Below are 18,400 nucleotides of genomic sequence, written 5' to 3'. Positions count from 1 at the left end.
GCTCGCCGACTGGCCGACCAGAAGGCCCCCGGTCCCCTAGACTGCTGCGGGAGAGGCGAGTTCACCGACAGCGACTCGTCCCGCCATCACCGCCAGTAGGGGGCATGGGTGACGGGAAGTTCCGGGATAGTTCGGGTCCACATGACGGGATCGGAGTGGTTCACGTCCGCGCCCGGCGGGCTCAATCGGTACTTCACGGAGCTGTTCCACGCCCTCGCACGGCAACCGGGGATCGCGGTGTCCGCGGCCGCCTTCGGCACGGCCGCGCCGGACGCCGTGAACGCCCGATCATGGGGCGGCACAGGCGGTTCCACGCTGCACCGGACGCGCGCCGCGCTGCTCGACCGCGCCGAGTTGGACCCCGGCACGGTGCTGGACCGCCACTTCTGTCTGTACGGACCGGTCGCTTTGACTCGACGAGGCCGCTTACCGCTGGTCGTCCACTTCCACGGCCCGTGGGCGGCGGAGAGCCGGATGACCGGACAGCACCCCGCTGCGGTGCGCGCCAAGTATCTGCTCGAACGGATCCGGTACCTCGGCGCGGACCGATTCGTGGTGCTGTCCAACCACTTTCGTGAGGTACTACATACCGACTACCGGGTTTCCCCCGATCGGGTCGCGGTCATCGCACCCGGTGTCGACCTCGATCGTTTCCAGCCCACCCCGATCCCCGCCGACACCGCGACGCGCTCGGTGCTGTGCGTGCGCAGACTCGAACGCCGCATGGGCATCGATACGCTGCTGCGCGCGTGGCCCGCCGTGCTCGCCGACCATCCGGACGCCCGGCTCGTGCTCGTCGGCACCGGCACCGCCGAGCACGAACTCCGTTCGGCGGCAGCGACTCTGCGCGATACCGTCCAGTTCGCCGGACACGTCGACGACAAACGGCTGACCGAACTGTACGAACTCGCAACGCTGACGGTGGTGCCCACCACGGCGCTCGAGGGTTTCGGGCTGATCGCGCTCGAATCGCTCGCGGCGGGCCGCGCGCCGATCGTGACCGACTGTGGCGGACTGCCGGATTCGGTGCACGGCCTCGACCCGTCCCTGATCGTGCCCGCGGGCGACGCCGAGGCCCTCGGCGCGCGGCTGGTCAGCGCCCTGCACGGCGACCTGCCCAGCCCGCAACGATGCCGGGCGCACGCCGAGACGTTTTCCTGGGATGTCACGGCGCGGCGGCACCTCGCGCTGTACCGGGAGGTCAGCCGATGACCAAGGCGCTGTTCCTCGCGCACACCGCGGCACCGTCGGGCGCCGAATTGGCCACGCTGCGCCTGCTGTCCGCGCTGCGGGACCTCGGTCGGGCGGATATCGCGATGGCGTATACCGAAGATGGTCCGATGGTCGAGCGCATGCGCGCACGCGGGGTCGAAACCCTGCTGCTGCGTGGTCGTTTCGAGAGCAGGGCGATGACCATCGGCGCGGGGCCGGTACGACTCGTCGCCGGATTCGCGGCGCTGCTCCGACTGGGCTGGACGGTGGGCGGCGCCGCGCGACGGGTCGGCGCCCGCGTGCTCGTCGCGGAGAGCAGCAAAGCGCTCGTGATGGGGATCGTCGCCGCGCGGCGCGCCCGGATTCCGCTGGTCTGGCAAGTACACGACCGGATCGCCGCCGACTATTTCGGCCGGCTGCCCACGTTCGTGCTGCGCCTGCTGGGCCGCTGGTGCTGCGCCGGTTACCTCGCCAACAGCCGCACCACACTCGACACCTTGCCGGTCGGACGCAAACCCGCGCTCGTCGCCTACCCTGTCGTCGAACCCGCCATCGGCACAACGCGTTCCACGCAGCGCCCACCCGCCGAGACGGTGGTCGCCATGCTCGGCAGGCTCGCCCCGTGGAAGGGGCAGGACGTGCTGTTGCGTGCCCTGGCCGCGACGAAGACGCGCCCGCACCGGGTCTACCTGATCGGCGGCACCTTCTTCGACGAGCAGGCCTATCGCACCGAGCTGGAACGGCTCGCCCAAGACCTCGCACTTCCGGTCACGTTCACCGGTCACATCGACGATCCAGGCGAATACCTCTGCGACACGGACATTCTCGTGCACTGTTCAATCCTGCCGGAGCCGTTCGGCCAGGTGATCGTCGAAGGCATGCAGGCGGGCTGCGCCGTGATCGCCGCCCGGCCGGGCGGTCCCGCGGAAATCATCACGCCGGACGTCGACGGCCTGCTCGTCGACGGCGGGTCCGCACACCAGCTCACCGCGGCCCTGGACACCCTCATCGCCGACGCCGCGCTACGCACTCGGCTCGCCGACGCCGGGCGGCTGCGCGCCGCGGACTTCGGCAGCGCCGCGACGGCCGGCCCGGTCGCGGCCTTCCTCGATGACATCGCACAACGCAACGACGCCGCGGGCACCCCCTCTTCTTCGGAGCGAAACCCGTATGGCTGAACACGCCGCGCCGAACGCACCCGACCGGTCGCCCGCCGGCGGCGGCTCGCATCGTCGTAACCCCCGGCCGCGCCACGGTTTTCTCGCGATAATCCGCGATATCGGTTACGTCAGCTTCGGCAAATACGGGCAGTACGTCGTCACCATCGTCACTGTGCCGCTGATCGCCCGGGTACTCGGCACCCACGGTCTCGGCCTGCTCGCGATCGGCATGTCCGCCTACTTCATCGGCTCGCTGCTGGTCGATCTCGGTATCACCTCGTATCTGGCGGCGCGGGTGCACGACACCAACTCCTCCGAACTCGGCAGCGACCGGTTCCGGCACGTCAACCAGCTGCGCGGCGACTATCTGGCGATCCGGGCGGGCACACTCGGCGTGCTCGGTGCCGCACTGTTGCTCAGCTATGCCGTCGGCGCGCCGGAACATCTGGAGATGATCCTGCTGGGCTTGTTCGCCGGCGGCTTCTGGTCGGTCTCCGAGGACTGGCTGCTGATCGGTCAGGGCCGCTTCGGCGCTTCGACCGCCTATCAGGCGGTCGGCCGCATCGGCTATCTCGTGCTGCTCGTCGCCGTGCTGCCCCGGCTGCCGAGCGCACAGGTCGCGCTGCTCTGCCTGCTCGTGTCGTCGGTGCCCACCGTCGCGCTGACCTGGTGGGATTCGCTGCGCACCTTCGGGCGCCCGGCCCGCCCCCGCGGCATCCGAACCGTGTTACGTACCGGCGCCCCGGTTTTCACCTCTCGGCTGCTGGTCACGTCGTACGGACAGGGTGCGGCGGCGGTGTATTCGGCGGTGCTCGACGCGGTATCGCTCGGCCTCTACTCCGCCGGGGACCGACTGGTCCGTGCGATCCAATCCACCTTGGATCCCATCGGTTTCGCGCTGCTACCCCGCATGGCGCGCAAGAGCGCCGACGACAACTTCTGGCGCCACGCCATGCAGGCGCTGCTCGCCTGCGTCTGCACCGCGACCGTGGCCGCGGCCGCGGTGTGGCTGGCCGCGCCGATGTTGATCCACCTGGTGTTCGGCAAGGATTTCACGGCCGCCATCGGACTGTTGCGGGTGGAGACCTTCGTGCTCCCCGCTACCGCTATCACCTCGTTCGTCACCACGGCCGTCCTGCCGGTGCGCCAGGACACCACCGGGGTGCTGATCGGGGCGGTGCTCGGCACCGCCGTAGCGGCCACCGCACTCGTGATCGCGTTCCGTACCCACTCGGTGTGGACGCTCGTCTACGGCACCGTCGTCGTCGAATTCACCGTCGCCGCCTGGTATCTGCTGCGCATCCGGACGCTCATCCACCGTGAGCGGGTAACGACCGCCGACGGTCCCGCGATTGTGCTGATGCGGGAGGAGGGCGGGTCATGAGAATTCTCTACCTCGGCGACGACTGGGTCGGCAGCAACGCCCGATCGCTCGCGGACGGCTTCCGGCAGGCCGGGCACGACGTCGTCGTCCTCGACACCACCCGGGTCACCTTGCCGCGCAGGCTTTCTCCGCCGTGGCTCTACGCCAAGCTGAATCAACGCCGGGCACCGTGGGATATCGCCGCGCTGCACGATGAGATCGACCGCGCCGCCGCGGCGCTGCGCCCGGATCTGGTCTTCGTCTTCAAGGGCATCCATCTCGACCAACGCAGGCTGCTCGACGTGCCGGCGCCCGTGCACGTGCACTACAGCCCGGACGACGTCGCGAACCCGGCGAACATCAGCCCGGAATACCTTGCGCACGAACACGAGTGGGATCACGTCCTCACCACGAAGCGGCACAATGTGGCGGAGCTGCGCAAGCGTGGCGCCCGCGGCGTCGTCTTCGTGCGCAGCGCCTACGACCCGGCCTGGCATCACCCCACCGCGCGGCGGGGCACCCGGCAGTTCCTCGTCGGTTTCATCGGGGTGTGCCGGCCGGACCGCCGCGCCGACCTGGTCGCCCTCGCCCGTACGCACGGCGCCCGGATGCTGGTGCGGGGACCCGGCTGGCGGCGGGTGCCCGAACTGCACACCACCGGCGCGGTGGTCGGCGGCGCCGTGTACGGCCAGCGGTACTCCGAGATCGTCGCGAGCATCACCGCCAACCTGGTCCTGCTGAACTCCGACAACCGCGACACCCACACCTGCCGCACCTTCGAAGTGCCCGCGGCCGGTGGGCTTTTCGTCGGCGAACGCACCGACGAACACGCGGAGCTGCTCACCGACACCAGCGAATGCTTCCTGTTCTCCGACACCGGCGAACTGCGCGAGATCCTCGACTGGTGCGCGGCCCATCCCGACAAGGCCGCCGCGGTCGCCGCAGCGGGATACCAGCGCATCGTCGACGGCCACCATCGCTACGTCGACCGGGCCAGGGAGATCATCAATGCGATCGCGTGAACCGGCGCCGTCGTGACCGCCACCACCGAGGTACTGCTGATCGCCCTCGCCCTGCTCACGATCGTGGTCGCGGCCACGGCGATTCCCGGGGTGGCGCGGGTCTTTCTGATCGCGCAGGCCGCGTTCTGGTCGCTGTCGTACCTCGGGCGGCCGCTGGTGCTGCTGCATGTGCAGCCCGAACCGCACTACGGCGACAACGTGCCCGATCCCCGCCTGGCCGAATTCGGGTACGACCGCGGCATCGCGCTGGTGCTCGAGCACGTCGTGTTCGGCCTCTGGATCTACGCGGGACTTGTTGTCGCCTATGCGCTTCGGTCCCGCCGGCAGCCGCCGCCGCAACAGCCGGCGCTGACCCGCGACCCGGACTTCGTGCCCACCCTCGCCGCCATGTACGGCGTCGGACTGTTCGGCCGGGCCGCCTCGGTCGCCACCGGATCCATCGGCGGCGCGGGCGATGTCGACAGCGCCAATCCGATCCTGTCCTTCGTCGCCATCCTCGCCACCATCTCCGCGCTCGGACTGATCATCTTCATCCGCCCGGCACAGCCGAAGACCACCGCGCTGATCATCGGCGGCCTGCTGCTCGGGGAACTCGCCTGGACCGCGGTCGTCGAATCGAAAACACCGATCATCGGTGCGGCACTGGCCATCGCGATCCGCTTCGCCCTCCTCGGCTGGACCAAGACCAAAGCGTTCTCCGTCGCGGCCATCGGCGTGCTGGGCATCGGCGGGTTCGGCTGGCTGCAGTCGTTAAAACAGACCGAAGTGGCCAAAGCCGAAGCGGCGGTGATCGATTCGGGCTACCCGCCGCTGGTGCAGCCGTTCCTCAGCATCCTTCGCCGGTTCGATCTGCTGGAGGCGGCCACCGACGCCTACTTCCACGGCCCCGGTCTGTGGCTCACCCCCGCCGAGGCGCTGCGCCACGCCACCACGAGCTTGATCCCGGGCCAGTTGCTCGGCAGCCAGAAGTTCCAGTCCGGCACGGCATGGGCGCAGGACGTACGCGGCGCGTCGGTCGACATGACCAAGGTGTCGGTGTCGCTGGCCGAAGGCAATGTCAACGAGGGGTATGTGCTCGGCGGCTACGCCGGGGTGCTCGTCTGCGCGGTGTTCACCTTCGCGCTGCTGATCGCCTGGGCCAGAGCGCTACATTCCCGCTTCTTTCCGATCGTGGTCCTCGGGCTGGCCATGACCGGCGCCTCCGCGCTGTTCGAGCGCGGAATCCTCGGCAGCATGGAGAATCTCGGCAAATTTCTCCAGGCGGCCGTGCTCGCGTGGCTCATCTCGCTGCTGGTGCGTGCGTACCGGCGCCGAGCCGCACCGGTTCCGCCGCGCGCGGAACCAGACCTTGTCGGGGCTGTCCCTCTTACCGAGAAAGCGTCCACCCCATGGGATTGATCGACTATTGGCATATCGCGCGCCGCCGCTGGGTCATCATCGTCGCGGCGGTGGTGGTATGCCTGGCGGCGGCGGGCGGCTACGCGAGCACGCTGCCGACCACCTACCTCGCCGCCAGCAGCATGTACGTGTCGATGGCGACCGGCACCTCGGTCAACGACTCGTACCAGGGCGGCCTGGCCGCCCAGCAGCGCGTCCGCTCGTATCTGGACCTGGCCACCAGCGCGACCGTCGCCAAGCGGGTCATCGACGACCTCGGACTACCGATGTCGGTCGGCGAGGTGCAGAGCAAGATCAAGGCGTTCTCCCCGCCCGCGACCACCAACCTGGTCATCACCGTCGAGTCCGGCACCGCCGAGGGCGCGCGCGATCTGGCCAATTCGGTGGTGGCCCAATTCCGCAGGCTCGTCGACGAATTGGAGACGATCGAGCGGGACGCGGCGCCGGCCGCGCGGGTCGCGGTGGTCGACCGCGCCGAACTGCCGACCGCGCCGAGCGGACCGCAGACGAAACGACTCCTGGTACTGGGCGTGCTCGCCGGGCTCGCGCTCGGCTGTGCGGGCGCGTTCATCCGGGACCGCACCGATCGCACCCTGCGCACGTCCAACGATCTCGAAGCGCTGCTACCCGTGCCGATCCTGGGGATCATCGACGCCGGGCGACCCGGCGCGCCCGACGAGACCCGGCGGCTGCGCACCCGGCTGCTGCGCGACAACGACTCCGGGAGTGTGCAATTCACCAGCCTGTCGTCCCGGTCGGAGCCGGAAGTGGCGGCGGCCCTGGCGAAATCGCTGGCCGACACCGGCAGCAGTGTGCTGCTGATCGACGCGGACACCTCCGGCAACGGCAGCTCCGGCACCGTCCCGGAAGCGACACTCGGCCTGGCCGAGGTGCTGCGCGACGGCATCCCGGTGGCCGAGGCGCTCACCGCGCTGCCGGACACCGCGGTGACGGTGTTGCCGCTGGGCGAGGCCGACGCGCAGACCCCCGACCTGCTCGCCTCGGACCGATTCGTCTCGATCGTCGCGAAGCTGCGCACCGAATACGACCACCTCATCGTGCAGACCGCACCGGTGACCCGGGCCGCGGACGCCATCGCGCTCGCACCGCTCTGCGGCCGGACCATCGCCGTCGTCCCGCTCGGCAGCACCACCGCGCCGCAATTGCGCGGTGCGCTGGCCACTTTCGGCGACAACAAGCTGACCGGCGCGGTAGCGTACAGCAAGCCGGGCAACCGGCTGCAGCGGCTCGGCGACAGGCTGCGGCTATGAATGGGCGCATGACGGATCCCAGCGTTGGCGAGGCAGGGTCATGAGCAAAGAAGCAGTCGGTCGGCGGGGTATGTTGGCGGCCGCCTTCGGCGCGGTCGGCGCGGTGCCGGTACTGGCCGCGTGCAGCAGCACACCCGAGGTGGGGCCGCCCACCATCGAATTCCGTTCGCCGCACGTCACCGACGCACCCGCAGCGCGCAACGTCCGCGACTTCGGCGCCGTCGGCGACGGTCTCGCCGACGATACGGCCGCCATCGCGGCGGCGGCCGCCGTCACGGACAAACCGCTCGTCATGTATCTACCCGCCGGCCACTACCGGGTGACGGCGTGGCCCGAATTGAGTGACTACGCCACGGTTCTCGGCGACGGCGCCGACGTGACGGTGATCAGTTGCGAGACCGATACGACGCTCATTCACCTACGTCAGCGCAATCGGGTGCGGTTCGCCCGGATCGGCTTCTATCTGGCCGGGCCCAAGGCGACCGGGATCGTGCTGTCGGAATGCTTCCGGTGCTCGTTCGATTCGGTGGTGATCCGCGGCAATCACCTCAGCGACAACCATCCGCGCTACCTGGCCCAGCGCGGCGTCGTGCTGGAGGGCAACACCGGCGGCACCTCGTTCGTCAACTGCGACATCAATAATTTCGGCTACGGCATCGTCACGTCCTGCATCCAGAATTACGTCACCTCGTCCAAACTCACCAGCAACTTCATCGGCGTGCTCGGCACCGGCAACGATCACAACGCCGGATTGGCGCTCACCAACGTCGAATTCGTGTCCGACGCCGATCCGCGCACCACCGATCGGCACATCCTCGTCGACGGTGCGGCCAACGACTGGTGGCTGACCAACGTCTGGTTCGAGGGCGCCGAGGTCGCTCTTTCCATCGGGCACGCCGACCGGGGCGGTCCCGCGCAGTTCGGCATGATCAACTGCAAGGTGGCCGCGCGCAGCATCGGGCTCGACCTGATCTATTGCCGCCAGCCGTATCTCGCCAACGTGCAGTTCGACAAGGATCTGGACCGGCCGCCGACCGAGCTGCGGATAGATCCGGCAGGCTGCCCCGAGGGCACCGCGGTGAACCTGATCTCCACCGCCGCGGACGATCTCAACCCGGCGGTGTTCCCCGACCGCTGGCATGTGCTGGGGCGCACCAGTATGCACACCCCCGCCTTCACCGGCACGGTCGTGATCAAGGCCGGGCGCAGCGACGCCGACGTCTTCCAGACGCAGTCCGCCGACGGCTCCGTGCGCGCGGCCGTCCTGGGCAGCGGAACTTGGCTCTCCGAGCACAGCGAAGGAGGTCTCGTGCTCAAAGACGCGTCCGGGACATACTGGCGGGTGTCCATCTCCACCGAGGGCGCCTTGAAGACCATGCCCTTGGGTAAACAGCGGCCGCGCGAGTAGCCGCCATGACCCGACCGAAATCGTTGGCGCGCAGCAGACTCGGGCCGGTGTCGTTGCGCGGCAGCACGGTCGTGCTGCGCCCGCCCCGGCTCGCCGACTACCCGTACTGGCGCCATATCCGGCTGCGCGACCGGCGGCATATCGAGCCGTTCTGGTACAGCTCGGCGCTGGACTGGGACGCGCGGCACTGCGGAACCCATTGGGTACGAGAATGTCTGATGATCCGCGCGGAGGCCCGGGCCGGTCGCCGGCTGGCCACCGTCATCGAGGTCGACGGGCGGTTCGCGGGACAGATCGAGCTCGGCACGATCGACACCGCCACCGGCGCCGCGGAAATGGGCATCTGGGTCGACGCCACGGTGGCCCGGCACGGCATCGGCGGGCTGGCGGCGGCCATGCTGCTCGACCACGGCTTCACTCGGCTCGGGCTGCAGCGGATCACCGCGCCGATCTCCCCGGCCAACGTCGCCGCCGCCCATGGCGCCGCGGGGGTCGGTTTCCGCCGGGAAGCGTTGATGGGCAGGTACTTCGACGTGGGCGGGGCGCGCCGTGATCACGAACTCTGGGCGGCCACGGCGGGCGATCGCCCGCCGGACGGGTTCACCGGGCACTGGCTCGCGCGTCACGACGCGACCGGCAGCGCGCCGCTGCCCGCTCCCGCCGATCCGGTGCCGCCGGGCCTGCCCAAGCTCGCCATGGTGATCGCGGGCGCACGCTTCTACGTGGGACGCGCGGTGCACCTGTTCGATCCGCTCGGCGCACCGCCGCCGATCCGGCTCGCCGATCCGGACCATCCGGAGGTCGTCATCCGGACCCGCAGGCCCACCGACTGGCGGCGCTGGCGGGCCGCGCGGTCGCGCTGCCGGGCCACGCTGGATCCGGACGCGTCGGCGCCCGAGCCGACCTGGGCCGTGCAGCACTCCTGGTGGCAATGGGTACGGCAGTACCTGCGCACCCGAGCAGGGCTCCGCTCGCCGGGCGGCCTGGTCCTCGCGATCGAGGTGGACGGCGCGTACGTCGGCGAGGCCCGCCTGTTCGATCGGGACATGTTCGATCGCAACGCCCGCATGTTCGTCTGGGCCGATCCGGCGCACCCCGAGCACGTCCGCGTCGCGGCCACCAGGGCGTTGCTCACCCTCGCGTTCGGACCGCTCGGTCTGTGCCGGGTCGCGACCACCATCGCGCCGGGCGATCAGGTCGCGGCCGAGATCGCCGCCCGGGTCGGCATGGCACACGAGGGGCAGATGCGCGACTCGGTCGACGCCACCGGCCGCCGCGCCGATCACGACCTGTGGGCGATCACCACACCCAGCCCGCCGGAACACACCTCGGCACCGTCCCTGTCCACCGATCCGTCACCCCGAAGCTCCGGGAAGCAGTGAGCGCGACACTCGGGCTATAGGCGCTCGATCGAGCCCCTCGGGGTCGGATTGGGCACGCGGACAATCTTTTCGCCGATTCCCGCCAACCCGCTATTAGAAAGCGATCGTTCTCTATTATGGCCTCGGTGAACCCGAGAACGAGTGGAACGCGTTGGCTACAGGGCAAAGTCGCGGTGGTGACCGGCGCGGGCTCCGGTATCGGCGCCGCCACCGCGGTGGCGCTCGCGCGCAGCGGCGCGGGACTGGCATTGGCCGATATCGACGAAACAGGGATGAAGGAGACCGCCGGTCGCATCGCCGAACTGGGCGGCGAGGTGAGCACGCATCTCGTCGACGTCGGGAGCCGGGACACGATCTACGCCTTCGCCGCGGCGGTCGAACAGCGCTGGGGCCGCGCGGATATCGTGGTCAACAACGCCGGTGTCGCGGTGCTCGGCGACGGTGTCACGGTCAGCGACGAGAGCCTGCGCTGGATCGTGGACATCAACTTCTGGGGCGTCGTGCACGGCACCCGGGCGTTTCACCCGCTGGTCGAGCGCTCCGGCGGCGGGACCATCGTCAACGTCTCCAGCGTGTTCGGCCTGCTCGGCATGCCGTGCCAATCCGCATACAGCGCAACCAAATTCGCGGTGCGCGGATTCAGCGAGTCGGTGCGGATGGAACTGCGCCTCGCCGGGTCGCCGGTGCGGGTGCTGACCGTGCATCCCGGTGGGATCCGCACGAATATCGCGCGCTCCACCAGATTCGACGGCACCGGCATCGCTCGCGCCGACACCCCCGAGGCCAATGTCGCGACGTTCGACCGGCTCGCGCGGCTCACCCCGGAGCAGACGGCCGCCGCGATCGTCAAAGGAATCCGGGGCAACAAGGCGAAGATTCGCATCGGCACCGACGCGATCGTCATGGATATCGTCCAACGCCTGTTCCCCGTGGGCTACCAGCGCATCATGCTGACCGTGCTCAGACTCGGTCTCCCCCGGACGAGCCGAAGCAGCTGAGAGACAACAGGTCCCCTTTTCGATCTCCGCTCGACCGGCTCGCGCGCCTACCCTCGAAGGCGACGCACCGCTGACGAAGGGATCGACCCGATGGCCGAACCGGCCCACGCCACCGTCGCGGCCGAGTACGCACGGCAGATCCGTGCCGGTGTCCTCGCCGCCGGTGCCCGGCTACCGAGCCAGGCCGAATTGGCCGCGCGGCACGGCGTTTCCCGCGTCGTCGTGCGACGGGCGCTCGAGCTGTTGCGCGAGCAGCACCTCGTGCACACCGTCGCACGGCGCGGCACCTTCGTCGGCGACGGTTCCGCCCGCCGCGCCGCCGAACCGGTGGACGACGATGTCGACGAGATCCGCGCCGTGGCCCATCCGATCCGGCGCGCACAGCTCGCCGCCAGCCTCATCACGCACTACCAGCTGCGGATCGCCGAGCTCTCCGGTATCCGGCAGACCGCGATCGAGGACGCGCACGATCAGGGCATGAGCCTCACCGATATCGGCGCCCGCCTCGGCCTGACCGACGGTCTGCGAGATCGGATGAGCCGCGCCGACCGCTTCGGCTGAGATCCCTGCGGACACACCGACCGGCCGCTTTGTGGCCTGCGCGGCACTGCCGTCGTTTGCGCGGACAAGCCCGGTGGCCCGGACGTACAGTGAGGCGCAGAACCCGTCGCGGACCGGAGGATTCGCACGGGTCGGTGCCGAACCGCGGGGAGATCATCATGGAGCCCGATCCCGAGCATCCGGCGATGCCGCACGGCCGGTTCGCCCGGAGCAACGAACTCCAGGCGCGGCTGCACGAACTCGTCCCGGGTGGCGCGCACACCTACGCCAGGGGCGCGGATCAGTATCCCGAACACATGGCCCCGGTGCTGGTGCGCGGCAACGGCTGCCGCGTGTGGGACGCCGACGGCAACTGCTACGTCGAATACGGCATGGGACTGCGCTCGGTCACTCTCGGGCACGGATTCGCACCGGTGCTCGACGCCGTGCGCGCCGCGATCGCCGACGGGGTCAGCTTCAGCAGGCCGACCGAGCTGGAACTGCTCGCCGCGCAGGACTTCCTCGCCTTGGTGCCGGGCGCCGACATGGTGAAGTTCGCCAAGAACGGCTCCGACGCGACCACCGCCGCAGTACGTCTCGCTCGTGCCGCCACCGGCCGGACCGCGCTGGCCGTCTGCGATCAACCGTTCTTCTCGGTCGACGACTGGTTCATCGGTACCACCGCGATGCACAGCGGCATCCCCGCCGAAAGCGCGGCCGGCACCCTGCGTTTCCGCTACAACGATCTCGATTCGCTGGCGGCGGTGCTCGATTCGGGGCGCGTCGCCGCGGTGATCATGGAGGCGGCCACCGCACTGGCCGAGCCCGCGCCGGGTTACCTGAAAGGCGTTCGCGCCCTCTGCGATCGGCATGGCGCACTCCTCGTCTTCGACGAGATGATCACCGGCTTCCGCTGGTCGGCCGGTGGCGCGCAAACGGTCTACGGCGTCCGGCCGGACCTGTCCTGCTGGGGCAAGGCGATGGGCAACGGGTTCCCGCTCTCCGCGCTGGCCGGCAAGCGTGAGTACATGGAACTCGGCGGGCTGCGCACCGACGACGATCGGGTGTTCCTGCTGTCCACCACGCACGGCCCGGAAACGGCCTCGCTCGCGGCCTTTCGCGCGGTGGTGCGGGAGTACCGCACCGGCGACCCCATCACGCGCATGGAGCGCGCCGGTCAGCGCCTCGCCGACGGGGTCAACCTGATCGCCGCCGACCTCGGCATCGCCGACCACCTCCAGGTACTCGGCCGCCCTTCGTGCCTCATCTTCGTCACCCGCGACCCGAACGGCCGCCCTTCGCAGGAGTTCCGCACCCTGTTCCTGCAGGAGTTGCTGCAACGGGGTGTGCTCGGTCAGTCGTTCGTCACCTCCGCCGCGCACACCGACAGCGATATCGACGAGACCGTCGCGGCCTGCTGCGAAGCCGCCGCGGTGTACCGCAAGGCGATCGACCAGGGCAGTGTGGACGGCCTGCTCGCCGGCCGTCCGGTCGCGCCGGCCATCCGCCGTCACGCGGCACCGCGCCGGATTCGGCGGGACGACGAATGACGCAGCCGAGCAAGGCGATTCGAGCGCCGAAACACCTGCCGGAATGGCACAGTGTGCACGTTTGCAGTCATGGCAGTCCGGCAGTCGGTGCGACACGGCACGCGACGCACGCCGCGGCCGTGCGGCTCAAAGCCCTTGCCGCACCGCGCTTCCCCTGGCCGAACGGATGAGCGGCCCGCGCGTCGCGGTGGTGCACGAACGCTTCACCGAATTCGGCGGTTCCGAGGCCGTTGTCGGCGAGCTGGCCGAAACCTGGGAGCGCACGGAGGTTTTCGCGCCGATCGTCGATCCGGCGGGCGTGCGGGCGCCGCTGACCTCGGTGCACGATACCTGGCTCAGCCGTGCGTATGCCGTCACCGGCCGCCGTTCGCACGCTCCGCTGCTGCCCTTCGCACCGCGCGCGCTGCGCCGCCTCCCCCTCGCGCACCGCTTCGACGCCGTCGTCATCAGCCATCACGCGTTCGCCACCCAGGCTGTGTTCGCCGCCGACGTACCGGTCCTCGCCTACGTGCACAGCCCGGCACGCTGGGCGTGGGACAAGGACTTCCGCGCGCAGGAGGCGGGCGGGCCGGCGGGCCGGCTCGCCCTGTCCGCGCTGGGCAGGTTGGCTCGGCACGCCGAATTGCGCGCCGCCCCTCGGCTGTCCCGGATCGTCGCGAATTCCCGCGCCGTCGCCGCGCGGGTGCACGACTGGTGGGGACTGCCCGCGACGGTCGTCTATCCGCCGGTGCGGATCGACAGCTTCACACCCGACGCTGCGGTACCGCGGGAGGATTTCTTCCTGTTCGCGGGCCGGCTGGTCCCGTACAAACGGCCGGATCTGGCCATTCGGGCCGCGCAGCGCGCGGGCCGCAAGCTCGTCGTGCTCGGCGACGGCCGCTTCCGCGCGCAACTGGCATCCTTGGCCGGGCCGGAGACCACCTTCCTGGGCGCGACCTCACACGAGGTCCTGGTCGACGCATACCGCCGCTGTCGCGCCTTGCTGATGCCGGGCGTCGAGGATTTCGGCATCGTCCCGGTGGAGGCGATGGCCTGCGGCACCCCGGTGATCGCGGTCGATCGCGGCGGCGCGCTGGACACGGTCCGGCCGGGCGTGACCGGCGAGCACGTCGCGCACGGCGCCGACGAGGCCGTCGTCGACCACTTGGCCGCGGCGATGCGCGGCTGGACCCCCACCGACTACCGGACCGAGATCATCCGCGCGCACGCGGAAACCTTCTCCCCCACCGCCTTCCGCGCCAACATGGCCGACGCGGTCACGGAACTGCTGCGCTGACCTTCAGGCCAGGCAGGTCGGCGCCGGCGGTTTCGGCGCATTCCAGTCGTTCACCGTGATCCACTGGAACACCGCGGATCGCCGCTTCATATAACGCAGCAGGCCTTCGTTCGTCTCACACAGTTCGTGCAGATTTCCGACCACGTAACTCTCGGTGATCAGGGCCTGGAGTTTTTCGTTATAGGCCGCCTCGCCCGCGCACATGGCGTTTCGCGTGTCTTTGTCGAATACCGGATTTCCGTAGAGCGCACGCCGCGTTTCGGTGTGCACCGGTTTGTCGAAGATCAACGGCGAGAGCTCCAGCCACTCGCTGATCTCCTGGTACCAGCGGTCGTCGTGGTCGGCGCCGTCGCACATGTGCTCGTCGGCTTCGATCGCCACGCCGAAGATCACCGCATCGGCCCGCGCCGCCGGTCCGAGCACCAGCAGCGCGGCACCGAGCGCACAGGTCACCATCGAGGTCGTGCGTGAGAATTTCAAAGACCCGAGCCCTCCAAAATTGTCGTGAACTTCAGACTGCTCCTCGGCTACGCAGTATTACATTCACCAACCGGTCGCTCGGGAAACTCCCGTACACCACGGTGCGCCGTGTCGAAAACAGCGCGGTCAGGTTCTATGTGAGCTGATATGTCGCCAGGACGGCCTTGTGGTCGGTGACCCATTTCTGCGGCGACGCCAGAAAATTGTCCTGGGTATTCTCGTCGCGCCGGGCATTGCGCACGATCGAGCCACGCGGTCCCACGATGCCCACGTCGGCGAGCCGCAGCGCGGCGCCCGGCCCGGCGAAGATGTAGTCGATCCGGTCGCGTTCGTCGGCCTCTGGCGCCCAGGTGAGCTGCGAGACCGGCGCGTCGGGATTGCTCGCCGGCCAGGTGAAGCCCGGATGCGTCACCGGATCCGGATAGCGGGAGCGGTAGGCGTCGACGAAACCGGCCTGCTGCAGTCGGCGGGTGCTCTCCCACGGCAGCACCACGCCGTTGTGGTCGAACAGGTTCGCCGCCGCGGGCGTCCAGTCCAGCGCCGACGGTTCGTTGAAGTCGCCGCCCATGAGCACCGAACTACCCGCCGCCGCTTCTGCTTTCGCGTCCTCGAGGAAGGCCCCGATCGCTTCGGGACGCTTGGACGCGACGTTCACCCGCTGCACTGCCACCGGATCGGTCACCGGCCCGCCCGGCAGCTTGTTCCAGCCGAATTCGGAGTACTCCCCCGGCGCGGGCACGCCGGCGCCGTAGCCGCGCGGCAGATAGGTGGCGTACCAGCGATATTCGAGATGCGCGGCGTAGGCGGTGACCCGCTTGTCGCCGACGCTCAACCGGGCCTTGACCATCCAGCCCAGGTCCGCGCTCTCCTCGACCGGGAACGCCGACAGCACACCGGTATCGCCCGAGGCGACCGCCTCGAACTTCTGGCCTTTCTTTTCCAGCGCCGCCGCGATCGCCTTCGTCGCCTGGTTCGCCTCCGACAGCAGCACCACCGAGGCCCGCGTATCGATGATCAGATCGGCCACCAGGCCGATCCCGCCGGGAATCTTGCTCGCGCCCATCCAGATGTTGATCGCGAGCACCCGGAGCTCGTCGGCCGCGGGTGCGGCGGTGGCCAGGGGCATCGCCGCGCCGACGGCGAGTGCACCGCCCGCCGCACCGAACCATTTCATCGCATCGCGTCGTGTCATCGAACTCGTCATGGTGACCATCACTCCGATCGTGGGCACAGCGGGACAGAGGTGTTCATTTCCTGGCTATCCACCCAATCGGAATATCCCGTGAACTCGGCGAGAGCGCAGAGCGAACAGCGACGGCGGCACGCGCGAACGGTGGCCTCGGCCGACCCCGCGTGGCACAGTCAGCACATGAACGCGCGCCGTCGCTTTGCCGTAGTCGTTGCCGGACTCGTGAGCGCGGTGCTCGTCGCCGGGTGCGGCACGGGGACCGAGCCGGGCAGCGGGCCGGTCACCTCGACCGTGCCCGGCGTGGTGCCGCTGATCTCGACCGACGACCTCGGCCCGGCCGGAACCGACGAAGTACACCTGTTCGGTCTCAACGACCTGCACGGCAATCTGCAGCCGCCGGCCGGCTCGACCGGCAAGATCGCCGGGCACGACGCGGGCGGAGCCGCGTATCTGGCCACCCACCTCGCCCGGCTGAAAGCCGCGTATCCCGCCAGCGCGGTGGTCGCGGCCGGTGACGATATCGGCGCGAGCCCACTGATCTCCGGTCTCTTCCACGACGAACCGACCATCACCTTCATGAACAACATCGGGGTGGCCGCCTCGTCGGTGGGCAATCACGAATTCGACCGCGGCGTCCTCGAATTGGCCCGCATCCAGCAGGGCGGCTGCGCGCCGGACGGTTGCTCGCCCGGCGCACCGTTCACCGGCGCGAAGTTCCCCTACCTGGCCGCGAACGTGACCGACGCCGAGGGCAAGTTGCCGCCCGCGCTACGGCCGTGGACCATGCTGGAAATCGGCGGGCACAAGATCGGCGTGATCGGCACGGTCACCCCGGACACCGTCAATCTTGTACTGCCCGCGGGTATCCGGGGGTACCGGTTCGACGACGAGGCCGCGACGATCAACCGCTACGTGCCGGAGCTGAAGTCCGCGGGCGCCGAGGCGATCGTGGCACTGATGCACGACGGCGGTATCCAGCAGCCGCCGAAGGACGTCCCGATCGACTACAACGGGTGCGCCGACATCAGCCCGAACGTGACGGGCCTGGCCAAGGCGATCGACCCGGCGGTACAGGCGCTGTTCACCGCGCACAGCCATCAGTCCTACGTGTGCACGATCGAGGGCAAGGTGGTCACCCAGGCCGCGTCCTACGGCAGGCTCATCACCGATCTGACGCTGCGTTTCACCCCGGACGGCGTGCGGGCGGCCGCGGCCAATCGGGTGGTGACCCGTGAGGTGACGCCGGACGGGCCCACCACCGCGCTCGTCGATTTCTACGCCGAACAGGCGCGGCCGCGCACCGCCCGGGTGGTCGGCACGGCCACCGCGGTGCTGTCGCACGATCCGGGACCGTCGGGCACTTCACCGCTCGGCGACGTGATCGCCGATTCGATGCTCGCGGCCACCGCCGGACCGGCGGGTGCGGTCGCGGCGTTCATGAACCCGGGCGGGGTCCGCGCGGACATCAAGGCGGGCCCGGTGACCTACGGCGATATCTTCACGGTCCAGCCGTTCGGTAACCAGGTCGTCACGCTCACGCTCACCGGAGCGCAGGTGCTGCGGCTGCTCGAACAGCAGTGGACCAACGCGAGCAAGCCCGCCGTGCTCTCCCCCGCCGGTATCACCTACGCCTACACCGAATCCGCGCCGAAGGGCGCGAAGGTGGCGGCCGAGAGCGTGCGGATCGGCGGACAACCGCTCAATCCCGTTGCGACGTACCGGATCACGACGAACAGCTTCCTCGCCTCGGGCGGCGACGGCTTCGCCGTCTTCACCGAGGGCACCGACAGCGTCCCCGGCCCGACCGATCTGGACGCCTTCGAGGCCTATTTCCGGGACCACGCCACCGTGCAGCCGCCGGCCGCCCGCGTCGAGCGGCGTTAGCCAACCGGATGCCGGTGGACTACTGGTCAAATGACCAGTGAAGGTATACCTGGAAATTGTTGTAACACTTACCCTTTGACCTGCGCATACGGGTGACCAGTCCCACAGCCGCAGACCGACCGGAACGCTTGCCGGGGTCGCGCGGAATCCATTACTGTTTCCTATAAGTCAGGACGAAGGGGTTCCTACTTTCGGCCCGACCGCTGTTACCGCGTCAGGGGGCACGTCGCGGCCGGACCAGTATCTCCGCATTCACCGTTGCATGCC

The 18,400-nt window shown here is 69.4% G+C and carries 15 protein-coding genes; 13 read left to right on the top strand and 2 right to left on the bottom strand.

What is annotated here, in order from left to right; translation table 11 throughout:
* The first annotated feature begins 141 nt into the window (after window positions 1-141).
* The 12 genes from O3I_RS17910 to O3I_RS17855 all read left to right on the top strand — a co-directional run bounded on the left by O3I_RS17910 (window position 142) and on the right by O3I_RS17855 (window position 14,580).
* On the top strand, window positions 142-1,212 hold the full coding sequence (locus O3I_RS17910; RefSeq protein ID WP_014984362.1) for a glycosyltransferase family 4 protein: 1,071 nt from the start codon (window positions 142-144) through the stop codon (window positions 1,210-1,212).
* Complete coding sequence (locus O3I_RS17905; RefSeq protein ID WP_014984361.1) at window positions 1,209-2,390, top strand: glycosyltransferase family 4 protein; 1,182 nt, start codon at window positions 1,209-1,211, stop codon at window positions 2,388-2,390. Before O3I_RS17910 ends, O3I_RS17905 begins: the two co-directional genes overlap by 4 nt.
* Entirely contained in the window at window positions 2,383-3,756 is a 1,374-nt protein-coding gene (locus tag O3I_RS17900; RefSeq protein WP_014984360.1) for a lipopolysaccharide biosynthesis protein, read from the top strand. Before O3I_RS17905 ends, O3I_RS17900 begins: the two co-directional genes overlap by 8 nt.
* Window positions 3,753-4,757 carry a CgeB family protein gene (locus O3I_RS17895; protein WP_014984359.1) on the top strand — a complete coding sequence of 335 codons (1,005 nt, stop codon included), beginning with the start codon at window positions 3,753-3,755 and terminating at the stop codon, window positions 4,755-4,757. The genes O3I_RS17900 and O3I_RS17895 overlap by 4 nt, the downstream gene beginning before the upstream one ends.
* Before the next feature lie 12 nt (window positions 4,758-4,769).
* Window positions 4,770-6,155, top strand: a complete 1,386-nt coding sequence (locus tag O3I_RS17890) for a hypothetical protein (protein WP_014984358.1) — start codon at window positions 4,770-4,772, stop codon at window positions 6,153-6,155.
* Window positions 6,146-7,426: a protein tyrosine kinase gene (locus tag O3I_RS17885; protein ID WP_014984357.1), complete on the top strand. Its 1,281-nt coding sequence runs from the start codon at window positions 6,146-6,148 to the stop codon at window positions 7,424-7,426. The genes O3I_RS17890 and O3I_RS17885 overlap by 10 nt, the downstream gene beginning before the upstream one ends.
* Before the next feature lie 40 nt (window positions 7,427-7,466).
* Window positions 7,467-8,834: a glycosyl hydrolase family 28-related protein gene (locus O3I_RS17880; RefSeq protein WP_041562685.1), complete on the top strand. Its 1,368-nt coding sequence runs from the start codon at window positions 7,467-7,469 to the stop codon at window positions 8,832-8,834.
* Between the two features lie 5 nt (window positions 8,835-8,839).
* A complete protein-coding gene (locus O3I_RS42715) occupies window positions 8,840-10,216 on the top strand; it encodes a GNAT family N-acetyltransferase (protein WP_014984355.1) in 1,377 nt (458 codons plus the stop codon).
* A gap of 116 nt (window positions 10,217-10,332) precedes the next feature.
* Complete coding sequence (locus O3I_RS17870; protein WP_014984354.1) at window positions 10,333-11,214, top strand: SDR family NAD(P)-dependent oxidoreductase; 882 nt, start codon at window positions 10,333-10,335, stop codon at window positions 11,212-11,214.
* Between the two features lie 90 nt (window positions 11,215-11,304).
* Window positions 11,305-11,775: a winged helix-turn-helix domain-containing protein gene (locus tag O3I_RS43385; protein ID WP_014984353.1), complete on the top strand. Its 471-nt coding sequence runs from the start codon at window positions 11,305-11,307 to the stop codon at window positions 11,773-11,775.
* A 158-nt stretch (window positions 11,776-11,933) separates the two neighbouring features.
* Entirely contained in the window at window positions 11,934-13,304 is a 1,371-nt protein-coding gene (locus tag O3I_RS17860) for a glutamate-1-semialdehyde 2,1-aminomutase (protein WP_051066970.1), read from the top strand.
* 166 nt (window positions 13,305-13,470) lie between these two features.
* Window positions 13,471-14,580: a glycosyltransferase gene (locus O3I_RS17855; RefSeq protein WP_014984351.1), complete on the top strand. Its 1,110-nt coding sequence runs from the start codon at window positions 13,471-13,473 to the stop codon at window positions 14,578-14,580.
* Between the two features lie 3 nt (window positions 14,581-14,583).
* Here the strand turns inward: O3I_RS17855 and O3I_RS17850 are convergent, their stop codons facing one another.
* A complete protein-coding gene (locus O3I_RS17850) occupies window positions 14,584-15,060 on the bottom strand; it encodes a hypothetical protein (protein ID WP_141692121.1) in 477 nt (158 codons plus the stop codon).
* Between the two features lie 133 nt (window positions 15,061-15,193).
* Window positions 15,194-16,252: an endonuclease/exonuclease/phosphatase family protein gene (locus O3I_RS17845; RefSeq protein WP_237748322.1), complete on the bottom strand. Its 1,059-nt coding sequence runs from the start codon at window positions 16,250-16,252 to the stop codon at window positions 15,194-15,196.
* 177 nt (window positions 16,253-16,429) lie between these two features.
* Here O3I_RS17845 and O3I_RS17840 point away from each other — a divergent pair, with 177 nt between their 5' ends.
* Window positions 16,430-18,133, top strand: coding sequence for a bifunctional metallophosphatase/5'-nucleotidase (locus O3I_RS17840; protein ID WP_051066969.1), 1,704 nt, complete (start codon window positions 16,430-16,432; stop codon window positions 18,131-18,133).
* The last annotated feature ends 267 nt before the right edge of the window (window positions 18,134-18,400 follow it).

This window comes from Nocardia brasiliensis ATCC 700358 (assembly GCF_000250675.2).
Taxonomy (GTDB): Bacteria; Actinomycetota; Actinomycetes; order Mycobacteriales; family Mycobacteriaceae; genus Nocardia; species Nocardia brasiliensis_B.
Note: the sequence above shows the minus strand (reverse complement) of the source record. Positions and strands in the feature narration are given on the sequence as shown.